This is a genomic window from Erwinia sp. JH02 (assembly GCF_013074405.1).
Taxonomy (GTDB): Bacteria; Pseudomonadota; Gammaproteobacteria; order Enterobacterales; family Enterobacteriaceae; genus Erwinia; species Erwinia rhapontici.
This window is the reverse complement of sequence record NZ_JABANZ010000002.1, coordinates 583264-601558: the sequence shown is the minus strand read 5'-3', so window position 1 is coordinate 601558 and position 18295 is coordinate 583264. Positions and strand designations below refer to the sequence as shown.

Below are 18295 nucleotides of genomic sequence, written 5' to 3'. Positions count from 1 at the left end.
CGCAATACACATCAATAATGAAAGGGTCGTCTGTCGGGGAGAGAGGCGCCCGGGAGGGTCATCAGCATGAACACCCCGGGAGCGTATTCATCAGAACGCGAGTTTCTCAGGTGTAAATTCTCTGAATGCATTATCTGAAGGGTGATAGCCCAGCACTTCCCGGGTACGGGTCAGATCAAAACGCTTGAAACGATTATCCGAAATGCCGTAACCGATGAAGAACGTTATATTCTCTGCTTCAACCGCCCCCGTCAGCAGCCTGACAGCATCTTCCGGACTGAGCCATGCACTGTAATCACGTGCGTTATGAAGGTTGTCGGCGTGCCTTTGTTCAAACGCACCGATTCTGAGTGCGACGCAGCTCAGGCCGCGCTGCGTGGCATAAAATGAGCACAGCGCTTCACCGTAACATTTCGTGACACCGTATAAATTGGCGGGCGACACTTCCATTCCGGGATGGATCTGTACGTCGACAGGATATCCTTCAATGGTCTGTGCACTGCTGGCAAAAATGAAGCGCTGGCAGGGGGTTTCTGCCACGGCTTCCATTAAATAGGTCGTGGTCAAAATATTTGCGGGCAGCAGATCGGTGAAAGACGCATCGGCGTCAGGTATTCCCGCCAGATGAATGACCACATCAACCGGCTCTTCGGCCAGCAGTTCCGCTGCCGCACCCGGCTTTGACAGGTCCAGCGATATAAAACGGTGTGGTGAGGAGACGTCATAATCTGCTGCCACCCGGTCAGTCAGGACAAATCTGTAATGATCTTTCATCGCGCTGAAGAAGGTTCGCCCTATACGTCCACTGGCACCTGTCATCAATATTTTTTTTAACGCCATTCAGTCAAACTCCAGAGGTTGATCAGGCAGCCATTGTGCAGGGTCCAGGCCGTGCTGCAAACAGGATCCTATGCTCATTAATAAGTACAGAGACCCGCCCGTCATTCTGTGGCGTTTTACAGCCGCCCGGTGCTGCCACAAATGCGGATTTTCTCTGCCACCACCTGCTTCATCGCGGCCTTGCCCGGTGCCATATATTCTCGTGGGTCACTGGCGGCGGGATGTTCACCAAACCAGGACTTCACCGCGCTGGAGAAAGCGATTTTCAGCTCGGTGGCAACGTTCACCTTGCATATCCCCAGCGCTATGGCTTCGCGCAGCATCGCCTCCGGAATACCGGAAGCGCCGTGCAGCACCAGCGGAATATCTACCTGTTCACGGATTGCCGCCAGCCGGGCAAAATCCAGCTGAGGTTCACCCTGATACATCCCATGTGCCGAGCCAATGGCTACCGCCAGAGAATCAATACCAGTGCGCGTCACATACTCTTTCGCTTTTGCCGGATCGGTAAAGAAACTGTCCTCTTCATTGACGACCATGTCATCTTCCTGACCGCCAAGGCGGCCCAGCTCGGCTTCCACACTGGCATCGTAACGCTGACACAACGCCACGACCTGTTGTACCCGCTCAATATTCTGTGCGAAGGCAAAATGTGAGGCGTCAATCATTACCGAGCGGATACCCCCCTGCACTTTATGGCGGATATCATCGAAGGTTTCGTGATGGTCAAGGTGCAGCGCTATCGGCAGGTCGTACTGGCGTGCAGCGTCCTGACAGATGGAAACCAGATAGTTCAGCCCGGCGTACTGATAGGTGCCCGGTGTCCCGGCCATAATTACCGGGGAACGCAGTTCGGCGGCAGTTTCCGCAATGACCTGGACGGTTTCCAGGTTGTGGATATTAAACGCCGGAACGGCATAGCCCTCGCGCTGGGCTTTCTTCAACATTTCACGGTTAGACACTAAGTACATAACGCCTCCTGTTGCTTAATTATTCTGAAAATTCAGCATGATCTTGCCGTTCATCGGCTGACCATGAAGGGCACTGATGGCGCTGGCGTAAGTGTCGGCATCGCCCAGTTCGGCCATCAGCGGGGTGAGCTGAATGCACCCGGCGTTGAACAGCGCCACGGCCTGCTGCCACTCCACGCCTGGCCAGCGCCCGGAGTAGTTCATCCAGCTACCGAGAATGTGCAGCTCTTTGCGCAGGATCAGCCCAAAGGTGCTGCTGCTGAGGTTGAGATCGCGATGTAGCGTGCCGATCAACGCCAGTTGTGCCTGGGGGCCGGCCAGGGTAATGGCCAGTTCTACTGTTTGCGGGGTGCCTGCGGTTTCGAGGATCAACTGATCAAAGCGCTGATCATGCAGCAGGGGCTGCATATCAGCAGCGGTCAGCTCAGCGCTGTTAAACACCCGATCGGCTCCCAGCTGCTGCGCCAGTGCCAGACGTTGCGGATTGATATCAATCGCGCTAACGCTGCGAGCGCCCAGCGCTTTTGCCGCCTGCAACGCCAGCTGACCAATGGTGCCGGCACCGATAACCAACACCTCTTTACCCTCACAGCCCCCCGCCAACTGCATGGCGTGCAGGCTGACGGTCAGCGGTTCAAAAAAGGCCCCCGCCAGCGCGGTAGTTCCCGGAGGAAGGAGGAACAGATTACGGCGCGGCAGGACGATAAACTCCCGGTTTCCGCCATCGCTGCGTGAGCCGATAAACTGATAATGCCGACACTGCGACCACAGTTGACGCTGGCACTCTTCACAGGCAAAACAGGGCTGCAATGGCACGCAGGCGACCCGATCGCCAGGATGTAAATCGGTAATATCGCTGCCGCAGGCGGCAACCCGGCCGCTGAACTCATGGCCGAGGATAATTGGGTAAAAGTGCGCCCCCTCGTGGAAGATGCGCGGAATATCGGAGCCGCACAGACCGGCACATTCAACCTGTACCAGCACCTGATCGGGCTGTTCGAGATGAGGCAACGGTCTTTCTTCAACCGTAACGCTGCCTCCGGCGTGTATAACGACAGATTTCATGTTGATTACTCCGGTAACGCGGGGTTGACCCCCGCGAGTTATTTCGACGGTTCGGTGAGATCAGACGCCTCAGGTGCGGGTATCGCCTGACGTGCACGCCGCCAGGTCAGGAACACGCCGATGGCATAGACCGAGCCAATCGCCATCAGGGCCGTGACGTTTTGCCAGGTCAGTAGCTGGATGAACAGATAAGTGATCGGTGAGCCGCCCTGGTCCATGGACGCTACCATGCCGCCGGGGGTTTTCAGCGCACCGGCATTGGCCGCCAACTGGGTATGCAGGCCGATGGTTTGCGTGGCAATCCAGAGCGTGATGCTCATGATGATCACGCCGGAGATCAGTGTGCGGAACAGATTGCCCTGGTGTACCGCAACCGCCATCGCAACAAAGAAACCAATGGTTGCGAGGTCACCAAACGGCAACACTTTGTTACCCGGCAGCAGAACCGCGACCAGAATTGTCAGTGGGATAAAGATCAGGCTGGCAGATACTACGGCGGTATGACCGAGCAGCAGGGCAGGATCGAGACCAATCAGGAACTCCTGGCCGCCAAATTTAGCCTGGAGCCGCTTGCGTGCATGTCGGGCGATCGGTGTCAGGCCGTCCATGATCGGTTTGATCACGCGCGGCATCAGCAGCATTACCGCTGCGGTTTTCACCGCCAGTTGCAGGATATCTTTCACATCATAGGAGGCCAGCACGCCAATAATAAGCCCCATGATAAAGCCCACCGTGACCGGTTCGCCAAAGGCGCCAAAGCGCTTCTGAACATCGTCGGCACTGAAGTGGATCTTGCGCAGGCCGGGGATCTTTTCGATCACGGCATCCACCAGCACGGCGAAAGGCCCCATATAAGCAGAGGTGCCGTGTGGAATGGCAATCCCATCCAGACCAAAGAAGTTACGCGTATCGCGGGCAAACCAGTCGCCCAGTTTGTAGACGAACGCGGCATGCACCACCACACCCAGAATGCCGAGCCAGTAGGATCCCGTCGCCAGATGCACGAGTGCACCGGTGAAGGTCATATGCCAGATATTCCAGATATCCACGTTCACCACGCGCGTCATGCGGGTGATCAGCATCAGGATATTCACCCCGATGGCGATTGGGATCGCCACTAACGCAATCTGTGATGCCCAGGTCATGGGGGACGATCCCGGCCAGCCCACGTCCACCACCTCCAGGCCGATCTGGAAATGCTCGGCCATGGCTTTTGCGGCCGGGCCAATGGAGTCCAGCATCAGGCCAATCACCAGCCCGATACCGACAAAGCCAATGCCGATATGCAGCCCGGATTTAAACGCATCCCCCAGCTTCATACCCAGCGCGACCGAGAAGAGAATGATCACCAGCGGCAGCATCACCGTCGGGCCGAGATCGAGGATGTAACGCATAATTTCAGTAAACATAGAATTACCCCTGCAACAGCGTCAGGATTTTTTGCCGGAGCGCATCAATTCCTACGCCGGAAACGAAAGGCATCCCATGGACCACCGGGATATCACCGAACGTGCGATCCACGCGAGCGGTCGTGCAGATCAGGTCGGCATCGTCCATATAGGTTTCGATCTCGGTGACGCGGCACTGCACCAGGTCTAGGGTGATGTCGTGCTCTTCACACAGCTCTTTGATCTCTTCTGCTGCCAGAGTGGAGGTCGCGACGGCACCGCCGCAGGCAACGATAATTTTTCTTTTCATAGGTCACTCCTGTTGTAGGGTCAGGTAAGACAAGGGTCAGGCCGCCGTCGCCAGCAGTTGCCGGTTAAAACAGGTGGCAATCTCTGCTTCCGGGACGTTAAGTAGCGTTTCAATAAATTCTGGCTGTTGCAGCTGGCTAAACAGTGCCCGCAGTAACGTCATTTGCTGTTGTGGATGGGTAACCACCAGCGCGATAATCAGCGTGGCGGCCACTTTTCCGTCGTCATCGGCCTGGTCAAATTCGATCGGTTTATCCGGGCGGATCAGATAAATGGCCGGTTCAATCGCATGGATAGCTTCACAGTGCGGGATGGCAACGGCGTGATTTTCCAGCGCAATACCCGTCGGGTAACGGTGTTCCCGCGCCAGCAGTGCCGCCGGGTAACCCGGCAGCACTACACCTTCGGCCAGCATCCGTTCTCCTATATGCGTCAGCACCTGCTGTGCGTTGTCGAAATGCACGCCTGACGTGATGAACAACCGATAATCATGCATGGCTGACCCCTTTCAGTGTCTGTGGTTGACGTTCGCAGCCAAAGGCATAGTCGCGCAGGACGTCCTGAATTTTATCGATGATTAAACGGGTCGGTGTCGGGGTGAGTTCGCCGCACAGCACGCGGGAAAACTGCTGTGGCAGATACTGGCTGAGCAAACCTAACGGGATCGCTGTCGTTGCCAGGTTATCCATCAACTGGCTGAAGGCGCGATGAATGCGCGGATGTGGCCAGTAATAACGGATGCGGTCAGACAGACTGAAATGAATATCCACCAGCGAGTCGCTGAATACCGGGCGGTAGTACTTCTTCCAGTAGCCGGGTTCGTTAAGCATGACCTGGTCAATCACGGCAAGGATCTGGCTCTGCTGTTCCGGGGCGATCAACACCTGCTCAATCGCGGCCAGAGCGAATACGGCCTCGCGCAGGGCAAAGGTCAGTGCCGGGCCGACTTTCAAAATGGCGAAGTGATCCTGCACCAGTGCACGATAGGCGCTGCGGGTCTGGTAGTCCGTTGAGTGGGCTTCATACACCAGCGGCGTGGTGGCAATGAAGTCGCGCAACCCTTGTGCCAGTGCGGGCTGATAGTGCACCACGCTGCTGTGATCGAACTCAACCCCAGGTTGCACCACGATGGCGATGATCCGCCCGATGGCGTCTTCCAGCCCTGCAGTGCGGAACGCCTGATGATGCAGCTCAATCGTCGCCGCTGCATCCGCTACGTGGGTGATATGCACTGTATTAATGGCGCTGGCTTCGCCACCCGGCACCGGAACTTCCGTGCCGATCACGTAGGTCAGTGCGGCTTTCTGCTGAGGTGTTGCGGTAATCTCGGCAATACAACACAGCTCAGCGGCACGCTGCGCCACCGTTTCCGGTGGTAACGGGTTGGGATCGTCTGCGCAGGGCATGGACGCATCAAGATGGATCTTGCTGAAACCCGCCTGCACATAGGCAGCGATCAGATCCCGGGATTTGGCCATCGCCTGCTCTGCGGGCTCATGCTGCCAGCAGTTCGGCCCAAGATGATCGCCGCCGAGGATCAGACGTTGTGACGGAAACCCCACCTGGTCGGCAATCGTCAGCACGTAATCACGAAAGCTCTCCGGCGTCATGCCAGTGTAGCCACCAAACTGATTGACCTGATTGGATGTGGCCTCGATTAATACCGCACGATCGCTGTGCAGATCCATTCTCAGTGCCGCTTCGATCACTAACGGGTGTGCAGAACAGACTGAGCAGATGCCAATCTGTGGATCTCGCTGGTGTTGTTCAATGATCTTTCTCATATACCCTCCGGCTGACTACGCAAACAATCGTTTGTTTTCGAATGTGGCGCAATTGGCTTCCTGTTCTTTTGTGATCGGAGTCATAATCTTTTCGTATTCTTTCGTTATCTTTCTTTGTCTTTATTGTCTTTTACTTTCTAATACTTCCGTTTAAGCTTTCGCCTATCATCATTTCAGGAGCCGTTATGAATACGTTTGAACGCCGGAGGAAGATTGTTGAGCTGGTCAATGCTCAGGGAAGCCTGTTGGTTAACGATATTTCGGGGAAGTTAGGCGTGACCGAAGTCACCATCCGTGCAGATTTACGGCTGCTGGAAGAGAGAGGGTTACTGACACGTTTTCACGGCGGTGCCGCCAGAGTCAGCAGTGTGCTTCAGGAGCCTGAGGCCGTGCAGTATCATGCGGAAGTCAGCCTGACGGACCGTTATCAGCTGGCCTCCTGGCCGAAAAAACGCATTGCCATTGCGGCCGCAGGGCTGGTGCAGGAAGGCGATACGCTGATCCTCGACAGTGGCAGCACCACCAAACTGATCGCCGAGGAGCTGGTGGCTTTCAGCAATATCACGGTGATCACCAACAATCTGCCCGCGGCTTTTATCCTGGCGGAAAACAAAGATATTACGCTGGTGGTGTGCGGCGGCACGCTGCGGCATAAAACCATTTCGCTGCACGGCTCCATTGCGGAATATGCCCTGCGCGACGTCTCTGCCAATCTGATGTTTGTCGGGGCCGATGGGCTGGACCCGGATAACGGCATCACCACCTTTAACGAAGGGTTTGCCATCAGCAGCGTCATGGCGGCGGCCGCGCATAAAGTGGTGGTGGTAACCGATGCCAGTAAGTTCGGCCGCAAAGGTTTTAACCAGGTCCTGCCGCTGGCAAAAATCGACACCATCATTACCGATGATGCCGCCCCGCCAGAGGTGCTGGATCAACTGATCGGCAAAGGGAAGACAGTGATGGTCGTGTAGGCGAGAATGGTGGCGGTTATGGCCATTGACGGGCAGTGTGCAGGATACGCAGTATCTGCAGGCTACAACTATCGACCTGATAAATCATGACGTAATGGGGATGTACCACCGCCTCATGAGTGCCGGGCACTCGCCCCATTTTGTACATGTCCGGGTGACGACATGCTGATTCTGCGATAATTTCAAAGCGATCATCCAGTTCAACTGCGGCCAGCGGGTTGTCTTTGGCAATATAATCCATGATGGTTTCCCTGTCCTTCAGGGCATGTGGCTTCCATACCAGTTCCATGATTATTCCTTAAGCAGAGCGCGCTTCCTCGCGGCAAAAATTTCCCGGACTTGCTGATGATCAAGGGAAGGGCTGTCATCATTCTGTGAAATCAAAACCTGTTCACTAAACCACTGCTCATACGCTGCGGCTTCATGGGCGCGTTTAAGCGCCGCAGAACGATCGGGCCGTGTACCCGTTGGTCCTATTTGTGGGTCAAAGCCTGAAGAGTCAATATCAAAGCGTTCGATGCCCAGGTCTTTCAAATAGATAACCAATGACTCCAGTCGTTTAAACAGACGCGTCTTGCGGCTGCGTTGCGTAGTCAGTTGGCTCTCTATGCGTCCATAGCGGATCAACAATATCCAGCCTCCGGGCTGAGCCACCACCTGGACGGAGTTGATTGCACCGGCTTCTGCCAACTTATTGAACGTGGCGTGATCGATTGTTTCGTTCATCGTTATGCACCTTAATTCTTGCGCGCAAATAATAATCGAATTATACGCAATTAACTGTTAATCGCAATTCTGCCGGGGTATTTACCCGGCTTTAATGGGATAGCTGACCAGCGGCTTAATCTCTTTCAGCACAAACATACTCTGCATCTCTTTGATGCCTGGCAGGCGGCGGATCACTTTCATGGCAAAGTCAGCGTAGGCATCCAGATCCTGGGCTACCACCTGTAACAGAAAGTCTGCATCGCCGCCGATACTGTAGCAGGCCACCACATCCTCCAGTGCGGTGACTTCCTGTTCAAATTTGCGTGCTTCGGCCTCGTTGTGGCTATCGATCGATACGCGGACAAAGACCATTACCCCCAGGCCAATTTTCTTGCGATTCAGCACGGCGCGATAGCCCTGAATGACTTCATCCTCTTCCAGCTTGCGCACTTTACGCCAGCATGGCGATGCCGACATACCGATATGGTCGGCCAACGTCTGATTGGTGACGCGCGCATCGTTTTGCAGCAGCGCCAGAATTTTCATGTCGATTGTGTTTAAGGTCATCAGGTCCATTTCTTCTCATATTGATATTTCAATAGGTTAATCTTGCCCTTTTTAGGCATTTTTACAACAGATTGAGACAACCTTTTCCCGCCACGCTGCGCAATAATATTCGCCTGATTATTGTGACTGACACCAGGAAATTTCGATGAAATTTGACGCCACGCAGCACCGTTGTACGATTATTATCGACAATCAACTCAGCCCCGGGCTGGCGATGAATGCTGCCAGCGTGATTGGCATCAGCTTTGGCCGCACGGTCGACAATCTGGTGGGGCCGGATCTGCAAAGTGGCGATGGGGTGAACTATCCGGGGGTGATCTATGCCCCGTTGCCTGTGCTGCTGGCAGAGGGCAGTTATGTGCAACAATTACTGTCTATCGCCAGTCAGGATGAGGATATCTACGCCATGCCGTTTAGCGCGCTGGCACAGTCGTGCCGGACGTATGAAGAGTATGGGGAACGTATTTCCACAGTCAGCAGCCCACAGATTGAGCTGGTCGCGATTGGCTTAATCGGGCCAAAGAAGAAGATCACGCAACTGACGGGGAATCTGGCGCTGTATAAGTAGAGGGTGCAATGAAGATTATCGACAGTGACATTCGCAATGTGGTCAGCGGGCAAAATGTTCGGGTGATGACCCCGGCAAACATCTATGAATGTGTGTTACAGGATGATGTGTTTGTCGGCCCGTTTGTCGAGATCCAGAAAGGATGCGTGATTGGGCGCGGCAGTCGTATTCAGTCGCACACGTTTATCTGTGAGAACGTCACGCTGGGCGATCACTGCTTTATCGGGCATAACGTCACCTTTGCCAACGATCTGTTTCACAGCGGTAAACCGGATGCGGATGCGCAAAACTGGCTGCGCATCACGCTGGGCGACCATGTTACCGTGGGCAGCGGCGCGACCATTCTGACGGAAACGATATGCAGCGGTGCGGTGATTGGCGCGGGCAGTGTGGTCGTGAAGCCGGTGACCATCAAGGGAATTTATGCCGGCAATCCTGCCCGGCTAATCAGGACGCTGTGAACCTCTTCGCCTGTCAAGGCAACCCTTTTTCCAGACTGGTCCATCCCCGCAAGAGCGTGCCCGCTGTGGGATTTTAAAACCTCCACGGCATCTCGATCTAATGTAGGGGGCGATCGTCTTTCCGATCGCCCCGTGCTGGTGGCGGAGAGTCCGGTGTCAGGTCCGGGGCCAGTTTGAGCACGCCGGATCGGTAAAAGACGCATCCCTGCGGGCCTCGGCACGCGCCGTCCTGGCGCGTGACGTCCGGCTTACCTCAAACTGGCCCCATCCCCGCAAGAGAGTGCTTGCTGTGGATTTTAAAACCTCCACGGCATCTCGATCTGATGTAGGGGGCGATCATTTTTCCGATCGCCCCGTACCAACGCTGGACAGCGGCCTGATCAACGTGACCCGGAATGGAAAAGGATTATCTTCAGAACGATGCTGCCATCGGTGTTTTACTGACGGCATAATCGACTAAAGTGATTGCCGGAGTGCCTAACTGATACGTGCTTTTAACAGGGAGTGATCTGTGTCTGATACCGTTACCCACCCATTGACCTGGCAGACCGACCCGGCAAACGGCCTGCTGCCAGTGCAACTCTGCGAGTGTATTGAAAACCTTTTGCTGCCTGCCGGGCTGGTCGTGACCCATGCGCCGCAGCGCGAGGCAGAAAGTGCCGACTACGGAGCCTGCCGCCTGTCGGTCAATCATCAAACCGTGGTTTTCCGTGTTGCGCGTACTACCCCGACGAAAGTCGGTCAGTTTGTCACGCTATGGCAGCGGCCAGCCGTGGGTGATGAGATTGCCCCGCTGGACAGCGAGCAGGACATTGCCGCCGTGATGGTGGCCGTTTTTGATGAGGAGAACCGCGGTATTTTTCTGTTTGATGGCGACATTCTGGTGAAACAGGGCGTGTTCTCCCGCCAGGGCGTGGGCGGCAAGCGTGCGCTGCGGGTTTACGCGCCCTGGGTCACACCTCTGTCGCGCCAGGCGCTCAAAACACAGCAGTGGCAGAGCCGCTATTTTTATCCGCTACATTCTGAATACTCTGCGGGTGGCGATGTGTGGCGGGGGCTGAGTCGGGAGAACCGGGGAAGCTAGCCCCACGACATGATGATGTTGGCGTACGGGCCAGCTCTTTTTTCCGGTCGGCCGTGTTGATGGTGTGCACCTTCTTTTCAGCTCGACGTTACTCCGCAAAAACCTCAATCCCTTTACGATCAAGGGTGTTTAACAGGCGAAGTGCGGCACCATTTGGCTTTTTCTCTCCACGTTCCCATTTTGAGATGCTGGCTACTGTCATATTCATCGTATAGGCAAGTCCGGCCTGGCTGATCCCCAAACGGTCACGCATAGCCCGGATATCTTTGCCTTCCATTACCATGATTTTTGGCAACTTTTCGCGAATTTCCTGCGCTCTGATGCGAGCATCCAGGCGTTTCACTGTCTCATCTGAAACGGCACCTATTTCATTAAAACTGTGCGCCATTTCCTGTAGTTGTTTAAGACGGCTCATAACAATGTACCTCTCTTAATCTGCCTGTCTCTATTGCCTTATTAATAGTCTGAGCTGACATGCTGAGAAAATCGTGAGCAATATCGCGATAGGTTTCCAAATCATCATCTGGAATTTCTTTCTGTCCGCGTTTGCTGACATCGCTTTTAATCCAGCCATCAATGAAAAATAGGTTTTCGCCCAATCTGAAGGCAACAATTGAGCGCGACCCTCCGCTTTTGCCTCGCTGTAAAGGGATGCGCTTTTTGTAAACATTTCCGCCTAAATCTGCATCGAAAAGTCCGCTGACAATTTCCTGAGCGATTTTGCACAGTGTTGTGTCTGGGATATTTTGCTTCTTAAGGCTTCTTTCGAAAAGGTTGGTCACATAAATACCCACGGTTCGATTCTTCCATAATCGTTCACCGCGCTGTAATGCCTCTTTTCCTTGTGGTACTGAGTACTATAGTTTTGTGAGGAGCATTCTGCAATATGGATGAACAAAAAAACATCAGTTGCAGAAGAGGAAATGACGCCTTCTTATTCATGATTAAGTGGTCTGATGGGCTTGCCGATGATGATTTTAAAACATCTTTTTCATCATAACACTGTGTTCAAAATGCCAACCTCCGTTACCTGCCTGCCATAACAATAAATAATTAAATCAATATGTTATGCACCATATCTGCACATTGCTGTGTGCCAGGATAGTGCATATATCGCTCTGATAAACACACCGACAGTGCCCACGCGGCGTACTGCCTGCCCCCGCAATCCTGGCCTGTTAATTGCTTAGTTAATCCTGCTAACCCTTTAGCCTGACAATGGCGTCAGTCAACGTTAACCATCCCAACATCCCCTTTCTCTTTCATGGCGATCATGAAGGGCTTCCCGTGGGGGAAATAAATTAAAAAACAGCATCAGGAGTGTTTATGGCTATCAGTCGGCGTTCATTTATCAGTGGCAGTGTGGCATCCGCAGTCGGCATGGCAACGCTGGGGTTACCGAAGTTCAGCTTTGCCGCGGGCGACAACCCGATCAAAGTAGCGACCATTCTCGACCTGTCAGGCGGCCTGGATATTTACGGTAAACCGATGGCCGATGCCATCAACCTCGCGGCCTCCGAAATTAACGCCAGCGGCGGCCTGCTGGGGCGGCCGTTGCAGATGATTACCTATGACGCGCAGTCGAATATGCAGCTCTATGCGCAGTACGCACAGCAGGCCGCGCTGAAAGATAAAGTGGCCGTGGTACACGCCGGGATCACCTCTGCTTCACGTGAAGTGATCCGCCCGGTACTCGACCGCTTCCGCACCCTCTATTTCTACCCGGCGCAGTATGAAGGCGGTGTCTGCGACCGTAACTACTTCTCCTCCGGCTCCACCCCGGCGCAAACCGTTGAGAAGATGGTGCCTTATGCGATGAAGAAGTGGGGCAAAAAGGTTTACATCCTGGCGGCCGACTACAACTACGGCCAGATCATCTCCTCCTGGGTGAAGAAGTATGTTGCCGATAACGGTGGGGAAACCGTGGCCGTCGAATTCTTCCCGCTGGACGTCACCGACTTTGGTGCCGCCATCTCGAAAATCCAGACGGCGAAACCGGACTTTATCTGGTCGGCGCTGGTGGGCGGGGCGCACCTGTCGTTCTACCGCCAGTGGCACGCGGCAGGCATGACCGGAAAAATCCCGATGACCTCCACCAGCTTCGGCAGCGGTAATGAACACATCATCCTCTCGCCGGAAGAGAGTAACGGCATGCTGATCTGCGCCAACTATATGCAGGAGATCAACCAGCCGACCAATATCGACTTCGTTAAGCGTTTCAAAGAGAAGTATGGCCCGAATGCCCCTTATGTCAGCGACCTGGCGATGGGCGCCTATCAGGGCTTCCTGCTATGGGCGGAAGGGGTGAGAAAAGCGGGGGATACCGACCGGATGAAGGTGATTGAAGCACTGGAAAGCGGATTGTCGATTGATTCACCCAGCGGTAAAGCGACCGTCGATGCGGGCACCCATCATCTGACGCTGGATGTGCATATCGCGGAGGTCAAAGACCACCAGATGCAGATCCTCGAAACCTATGCGCAGCAGCCACCGCTGGATACTGCAATGGTGTGCGATCTGAAAAAGAATCCGCGTGACACCAAGCAGTATCAGATACAGCTGTAAGGAGGGAATATGGACTGGATCATTATCTACAGCGTTGAAGTGCTGAACGCGATTGCCACGCTGATTGTCATGAGCCTTGGGCTGGCGGTGGTGTTCGGCATGATGAAGATCGTCAATATGGCACACGGTGAATTTATGATGCTGGGGGGCTATGTGGCGATCCTCGCGACCAATCAGTGGGGCGTGCCGATCTGGATCTCCATGCTGGTGCTGGCACCGCTGGTGGTGGGGATCTTTGGCATCGTGGTGGAGCGGGTGATCATCCGTAACCTCTACGGGCGCATCATCGACACCATGCTGGCGACCTGGGGGTTGAGCCTGGCGATTATCGGCTCGGCAACCATGGTGTTTGGCAATACGACGCTCGGCATCAGCTCCCCGCTTGGGGGCGTGACCATTGGCAGCCTGAATACCAGCGGTTATGCGCTGTTTATGATCGGCTTCTCGCTGTGTCTGATGCTGGCGCTGTGGCTGCTGCTGAAGTTCACCACCATCGGCCTGTGCGCCCGCGCTACCATGCAAAATGCACGGATGGCAGCGGCGCTGGGCACCAACCCCGGAAAAATCTACAGCCTGACCTTTGGTCTGGGGGCGGCGCTCTCCGGCCTCGGCGGGGCACTGCTGGCGCCGATCACCGGGGTGATCCCGACGATCGGCATCAGCTATATCGCCAAAGCTTTTATCACCGTGATCGGCGGCGGTAGCGCGATCATTGCCGGAACGCTCACCTCCTCAACGCTGTTTGGTTCTATTTCGCAGGTGGTCACCTTTATGTCTACGCCGGTGTTTGGTGCGGTAGCGCTGCTGCTGTCGGCCATTGTTCTGCTGCGCCTGTTGCCGCAGGGCATTACTGGTCGCTTCTTTCGGAGATCCCTGTGATGAAAACATGGCCTGAATGGGTAAAAACACTGCTGGTGGTGATCCCGGCGGCGGGGGTGACGCTATGGTTATCCGGTGCGCTGGAGCTGTACACGCTGCTGTCGCTGACGGTATTTCTGGTGATGGCGATCCTGTCGCTCAGCCTGGCATTTATCTGGGGCTATGGCGGTATTCTCTGCTTCGGTCAGGCGGCGTTTTTCGGTATTGGCGCTTACACCTACGCTATCTGTGCGATTAACGTTGGCGACTCCACCTGGGCTGTGGTGGCAGCGATTGTCGTGCCAACGCTGTTCTCGCTACTGCTGGGGTACGTGATTTTTTACGGCGGCGTCAGCGACGTCTATCTGGGAGCGATCACCCTGGCGGTCAGCCTGGTGCTGTTTAACTGGATGAACTCCACCTCCGGCAGCGAATACCGCCTGGGTGAAGCGCTGCTCGGCGGTTTTAACGGCATGCCATCCGTGCCAACGCTGAACGGCCTGTTCAGCCCCGACGATATTCTGTCGCCGGAAGCGATTTTCACCGTCACCGGTTTCTGCCTGATCCTCTGTTACGCGCTGCTGAAGCTGACGCTGGCCAGCCGCTTTGGCAAAACCGTGGTGGCGATCCGTGAAAACGAACAGCGCGCCGGGCTGCTGGGCTATAACGTCCCGGCCCATAAGCTCGGCACTTTTGCCATCGGCGGTGCGATTGCCGGGGCGGCGGGCTGCCTGTACGTCAACTGGGGGGCATTCGTCAGCCCCGGCGTCTTCAGCATCAGCCAGTCGGCGCAGATCATTATCTGGGTGATTGTCGGCGGGCGCGGCACCTTAATCGGCCCGGTGATCAGCTGTGTGGCGTTGCAGTGGCTGGTGACCCGGCTTGGGGCGCAGCAGAGCGTCGACACCAATCTGGTACTGGGGGTGATCCTCACCGCCTTTGTGCTGCTGATTCCTGGTGGACTGCTGCCTACCTTACAGCGGCTGATACGGCGTAAAGCCAGACCACAAGCGGATGCTGAGATGTCGGAGGTGAAACTGTGAACAGCCGGATTATTCTGCAGACAACGAAAATGGGCGTCAGTTTTGGCGGCGTCCATGCGGTGAAAGAGGTGGATTTTACCCTGCGTGAGGGCGAGCTACGCTGCCTGATCGGGCCGAACGGCGCGGGGAAGAGCACCTTCTTCAAGATGCTGAGTGGCCAGGTGCTGCCTACGCGCGGCGAGTGCCGTTACCGCGACCAGGTCATCTCCGGCCTGAAACCCTGGGCCATCGCCCGGCTCGGCATCGGAATTAAAACCCAGGTGCCCAGCGTATTCGAGGGCTTAAGCGTCTATGAAAATCTGTGGCAGGCGGCAGCGATCAAACTGCCGAAAGCGCAGATCCCGCAGCATATTGCCCAGGTGCTGGAGCAGATCGATCTGGTTGCCAGCGCCGACACGGTGCTGTCTGAGATGTCGCACGGTCAGCGGCAATGGGTGGAGCTGGGGATGATCCTGATTTCAAAACCCGATCTGGTGCTGCTGGACGAGCCTGCCGCCGGGATGACCTGGCACGAAGTGCGCAAAACCGCCGAGCTTATCAAAGAGATCAACCTCAACAGCACGGTCGTGGTGGTGGAGCATGACATGGAATTTATCAGCATGATCGCTCAGCAGGTGACGGTGTTTAACCAGGGGGAGGTACTGGCGGAAGGCACCTTCCGCGAGGTCACGCAGAACCCGGCGGTCAAAGAAGCTTACCTCGGAAATACGGAGATCAAACATGCTTGAACTGAAAGGGCTGGTTTCCGGTTATGACAAAGTGCCGGTGCTGCATAACGTTGATCTGTTTGTCGGTGCCAAAGCCTTTACTGGCATTCTGGGCCGTAACGGCATGGGGAAAACCACGCTGCTGCGCGCCATCATGGGCGAACTGCCCGGCTGGCAGGGGCAGGTGTTGCTGAACGGCATTGATATCAGCCGCTATGAGGCGCATCAGCGCGCGGTGGCGGGCATTGGCTTTGTGCCGCAGGGGCGGCAGATTTTTCCCACGCTGACGGTGGAAGAAAACCTGCGCATGGGCTGTGTGAAAAACTTCGCCAAGGCGGCACCGATGGTGGAGCGGATGCTGGAGCTGTTTCCGCGATTGAAGCGGCTGGTGGCTCAGCCCGGCGGATCGCTGTCCGGCGGTGAGCAGCAGTTGCTGGCGCTGGCCCGCTGCCTGTGCGGTGAACCGCAGCTGGTGTTGCTGGATGAGCCAACGGAAGGGATCCAGCCGAATATCTGTGAGGAGATCATCGAGACGCTACGCGTGCTGCGCCATGAAATGGATATTTCTATTATCCTGGTTGAGCAGGACATCGAGTTCCTTTATGCGCTGTCCGACCGTATTCATGTGATTGAGAAGGGGGCGATTGTTGAAGTGATTGACCCGCGCCAGACCAGCGCGCAGGCGATTGCCGAACAGCATATCGGGTTCCATGTAGCGTAGGGATGACCTTCTGTTTCGGTCTGCCCGCAAACCCTGGCGCGTTGAATATAATACCCGTCCTGCGCGGCACAGTGTGGCACAGCACAACGCGTTACCTTCTCTGATGATGGTACGGCCTGTTGTCGTGCTGCACTGACGGGAAATGCATGCGATGGGTACTGATACAACGCTGGGTGGGTTAAACGGCCTGAAGGTGTGCATGGTGCATCCGGCCAACCGCGAGATTGATGCCGTTGCCGGGCAATTGGTTGCGCTGGGCTGCACAATGTTGCACTGCTGGCCGCTGGCACAGCCGATGCCGCAGGCGGATGTGGTGGTGGTGCGCATCGATTGCCGTTATCGCCCGGCGCTGCTGGCCCTGAGCCAGGCGCTGCGCGAGCGCGAAGTGCCGCTGATAGCGCTGGTGAACTATCAGGATCTCGCCGCGCTGGCACTGATGCTGGAACTCTCCCCACAGGCAAGCATCGCCGAACCGCTTAACCCGTTCGCCCTGGCGGCACAGCTAAACGCCTGCGCGCAGGTGGCGCAACAGCTGCGTCATCTGAAGCAGGAACTGACGCAAAGCCAGCGCCGTCTGTTTCTTCACACCAAACTCAGCCGGGCCAAACTGCTGCTGATGAGTGAGCGCCACCTTGATGAAGGGAGCGCCCACCGTTTACTGCGCTCTGAAGCGATGAACCGACGTTGTACGCTGGAGCAGGTGGCCGACCGCATTATTGATGACAGCCTGAACCTCACTCGCCAGGCAGGCTGACGCTGCGTTTTTTTATCAGTGAGGTGGGCGAACAGCCAAAGGCCTTGCGGAAGGCCAGGCTGAAATGTGACATATCGTTAAAGCCGTGATCGAACGCCACTTCGGTGATGCTGCGCGCCCGTCCTTCCAGCAGCACTTTGCGGCAGGCGACCAGGCGCAGCTGCCAGAGCGTGCCGATCGGCGTACTGTCGTGGGCGGCAAACAGGCGGCTGACGGTGCGGGGGGAAACGTGGTGGGCGCTGGCGAGGCTGGCAATCGAAAGCTGCTGTTGATGCAGGTTCTGCTTCAGCCAGGCGACCATGCGGGCATACAGATCCGGTTTGCCTGACGCATCGCTTTTTTGCAGGTTAATGGCGGCGGCAATCAGTTCAAACAACGTGCTGGCAAACTGCCCGGTGTGCCCGGCACTCTCGGTATCACTGTTGTAATCGAAGGCTTCCAGCATCATCTGCCGTAAGGTGGTGACGCCCGGACGATGGGCATCAAGCCTGACACCGGCAAGCGCATCAATCCCCGGTGCGCTGTGATCAAACACGGTGCGCGGCAGGCGGATGATATTGATCGCGGCCTGATCCATGGCGAAGTTAAACGGCCGTGCAGCATCATAAATCACCATATCCCCTGACTGCGCCGTACTGCGGTGACCATTCTGCTCCAGCTGACCGCTACCGCTACGAAATAACCCGATATAGTAGTCACTGGCCGGGTGCTGGCGGATGCACTGTGGGGTGCGCTGCCACACCAGCGCAGTGCGCGAGGTATGGCTGGCAATATCAACATCGGCCAGTGTGCTGTAGGTGAAACTACCCGAGAACTCCGTGGCCTGGGTCTGCTGTGCCCGGGCATTGATCAGCCGCGAACACACGGCATCGCGCCAGGCATCAAAACGGTGGCGGGATTCAAAATCCTCAGTGGAAAAATACTCTTTCAT

General features: G+C 55.9%; 23 protein-coding genes. 10 read left to right on the top strand and 13 right to left on the bottom strand.

The features are described 5' to 3' along the window. Window positions 1-90: 90 nt before the first annotated feature. The 7 genes from HHI26_RS07520 to gatZ form a co-directional block, all read right to left on the bottom strand. Entirely contained in the window at window positions 91-840 is a 750-nt protein-coding gene (locus HHI26_RS07520; RefSeq protein WP_133843669.1) for an NAD(P)-dependent oxidoreductase, read from the bottom strand. Window positions 841-956: 116 nt separating this feature from the next. Then, the gene (locus HHI26_RS07515; protein WP_133843667.1) at window positions 957-1811 is read right to left on the bottom strand and encodes a tagatose bisphosphate family class II aldolase; all 855 of its coding nucleotides are present in this window, start codon (window positions 1809-1811) and stop codon (window positions 957-959) included. Between the two features lie 15 nt (window positions 1812-1826). Further along, complete coding sequence (locus tag HHI26_RS07510) at window positions 1827-2876, bottom strand: alcohol dehydrogenase catalytic domain-containing protein (RefSeq protein ID WP_159337387.1); 1050 nt, start codon at window positions 2874-2876, stop codon at window positions 1827-1829. A gap of 38 nt (window positions 2877-2914) precedes the next feature. Continuing rightward, window positions 2915-4285, bottom strand: a complete 1371-nt coding sequence (locus HHI26_RS07505) for a PTS galactitol transporter subunit IIC (RefSeq protein ID WP_159337388.1) — start codon at window positions 4283-4285, stop codon at window positions 2915-2917. Between the two features lie 4 nt (window positions 4286-4289). Further along, entirely contained in the window at window positions 4290-4574 is a 285-nt protein-coding gene (gatB, locus tag HHI26_RS07500; protein ID WP_133843661.1) for a PTS galactitol transporter subunit IIB, read from the bottom strand. A gap of 36 nt (window positions 4575-4610) precedes the next feature. Further along, on the bottom strand, window positions 4611-5069 hold the full coding sequence (gene gatA / locus HHI26_RS07495) for a PTS galactitol transporter subunit IIA (RefSeq protein WP_171148861.1): 459 nt from the start codon (window positions 5067-5069) through the stop codon (window positions 4611-4613). Then, window positions 5062-6357 carry a tagatose-bisphosphate aldolase subunit GatZ gene (gene gatZ, locus HHI26_RS07490; RefSeq protein WP_159337389.1) on the bottom strand — a complete coding sequence of 432 codons (1296 nt, stop codon included), beginning with the start codon at window positions 6355-6357 and terminating at the stop codon, window positions 5062-5064. Before gatZ ends, gatA begins: the two co-directional genes overlap by 8 nt. A gap of 185 nt (window positions 6358-6542) precedes the next feature. On the opposite strand from gatZ, the gene HHI26_RS07485 reads away from it, so the two are divergent. Next, complete coding sequence (locus HHI26_RS07485; protein ID WP_133843655.1) at window positions 6543-7328, top strand: DeoR/GlpR family DNA-binding transcription regulator; 786 nt, start codon at window positions 6543-6545, stop codon at window positions 7326-7328. 16 nt (window positions 7329-7344) lie between these two features. Here HHI26_RS07485 and HHI26_RS07480 read toward each other — a convergent pair whose 3' ends face one another. The 3 genes from HHI26_RS07480 to HHI26_RS07470 form a co-directional block, all read right to left on the bottom strand. Next, window positions 7345-7617, bottom strand: coding sequence for a type II toxin-antitoxin system RelE/ParE family toxin (locus tag HHI26_RS07480; protein ID WP_133843653.1), 273 nt, complete (start codon window positions 7615-7617; stop codon window positions 7345-7347). A gap of 2 nt (window positions 7618-7619) precedes the next feature. Beyond that, window positions 7620-8054: a hypothetical protein gene (locus HHI26_RS07475; RefSeq protein WP_133843651.1), complete on the bottom strand. Its 435-nt coding sequence runs from the start codon at window positions 8052-8054 to the stop codon at window positions 7620-7622. 81 nt (window positions 8055-8135) lie between these two features. Continuing rightward, entirely contained in the window at window positions 8136-8603 is a 468-nt protein-coding gene (locus HHI26_RS07470) for an Lrp/AsnC family transcriptional regulator (RefSeq protein ID WP_133843649.1), read from the bottom strand. A 145-nt stretch (window positions 8604-8748) separates the two neighbouring features. On the opposite strand from HHI26_RS07470, the gene HHI26_RS07465 reads away from it, so the two are divergent. The 3 genes from HHI26_RS07465 to HHI26_RS07455 all read left to right on the top strand — a co-directional run bounded on the left by HHI26_RS07465 (window position 8749) and on the right by HHI26_RS07455 (window position 10716). Beyond that, window positions 8749-9171 carry a DUF2000 domain-containing protein gene (locus HHI26_RS07465; RefSeq protein ID WP_167863871.1) on the top strand — a complete coding sequence of 141 codons (423 nt, stop codon included), beginning with the start codon at window positions 8749-8751 and terminating at the stop codon, window positions 9169-9171. Window positions 9172-9179: 8 nt separating this feature from the next. Beyond that, window positions 9180-9632 carry an acyltransferase gene (locus HHI26_RS07460; RefSeq protein ID WP_133843645.1) on the top strand — a complete coding sequence of 151 codons (453 nt, stop codon included), beginning with the start codon at window positions 9180-9182 and terminating at the stop codon, window positions 9630-9632. Window positions 9633-10143: 511 nt separating this feature from the next. Further along, window positions 10144-10716, top strand: a complete 573-nt coding sequence (locus HHI26_RS07455; RefSeq protein ID WP_205945428.1) for a MepB family protein — start codon at window positions 10144-10146, stop codon at window positions 10714-10716. A gap of 88 nt (window positions 10717-10804) precedes the next feature. Here HHI26_RS07455 and HHI26_RS07450 read toward each other — a convergent pair whose 3' ends face one another. Together HHI26_RS07450 and HHI26_RS07445 are read right to left on the bottom strand one after the other, a co-directional pair. After that, entirely contained in the window at window positions 10805-11131 is a 327-nt protein-coding gene (locus HHI26_RS07450) for a helix-turn-helix domain-containing protein (RefSeq protein WP_238337068.1), read from the bottom strand. Beyond that, window positions 11118-11510 (bottom strand): type II toxin-antitoxin system RelE/ParE family toxin, encoded by a 393-nt coding sequence (locus HHI26_RS07445; protein WP_242462129.1) that lies wholly within the window; start codon window positions 11508-11510, stop codon window positions 11118-11120. Before HHI26_RS07445 ends, HHI26_RS07450 begins: the two co-directional genes overlap by 14 nt. Window positions 11511-12042: 532 nt before the next feature. On the opposite strand from HHI26_RS07445, the gene HHI26_RS07440 reads away from it, so the two are divergent. From HHI26_RS07440 to HHI26_RS07415, 6 genes are all read left to right on the top strand, one after another. Continuing rightward, window positions 12043-13281, top strand: a complete 1239-nt coding sequence (locus tag HHI26_RS07440; RefSeq protein WP_133843643.1) for an ABC transporter substrate-binding protein — start codon at window positions 12043-12045, stop codon at window positions 13279-13281. A gap of 9 nt (window positions 13282-13290) precedes the next feature. Then, a complete protein-coding gene (locus tag HHI26_RS07435) occupies window positions 13291-14160 on the top strand; it encodes a branched-chain amino acid ABC transporter permease (RefSeq protein WP_133843641.1) in 870 nt (289 codons plus the stop codon). Continuing rightward, window positions 14160-15182, top strand: coding sequence for a branched-chain amino acid ABC transporter permease (locus tag HHI26_RS07430; protein ID WP_167863870.1), 1023 nt, complete (start codon window positions 14160-14162; stop codon window positions 15180-15182). The genes HHI26_RS07435 and HHI26_RS07430 overlap by 1 nt, the downstream gene beginning before the upstream one ends. Next, window positions 15179-15910 (top strand): ATP-binding cassette domain-containing protein, encoded by a 732-nt coding sequence (locus HHI26_RS07425; protein WP_171148860.1) that lies wholly within the window; start codon window positions 15179-15181, stop codon window positions 15908-15910. The genes HHI26_RS07430 and HHI26_RS07425 overlap by 4 nt, the downstream gene beginning before the upstream one ends. Beyond that, window positions 15903-16610 (top strand): ABC transporter ATP-binding protein, encoded by a 708-nt coding sequence (locus HHI26_RS07420; RefSeq protein WP_133843637.1) that lies wholly within the window; start codon window positions 15903-15905, stop codon window positions 16608-16610. Before HHI26_RS07425 ends, HHI26_RS07420 begins: the two co-directional genes overlap by 8 nt. 151 nt (window positions 16611-16761) lie before the next feature. Continuing rightward, window positions 16762-17364, top strand: coding sequence for an ANTAR domain-containing protein (locus tag HHI26_RS07415; RefSeq protein WP_167863869.1), 603 nt, complete (start codon window positions 16762-16764; stop codon window positions 17362-17364). Here the strand turns inward: HHI26_RS07415 and HHI26_RS07410 are convergent. Further along, on the bottom strand, window positions 17345-18295 hold the full coding sequence (locus tag HHI26_RS07410; RefSeq protein WP_133843633.1) for a helix-turn-helix domain-containing protein: 951 nt from the start codon (window positions 18293-18295) through the stop codon (window positions 17345-17347). The genes HHI26_RS07415 and HHI26_RS07410 overlap by 20 nt on opposite strands.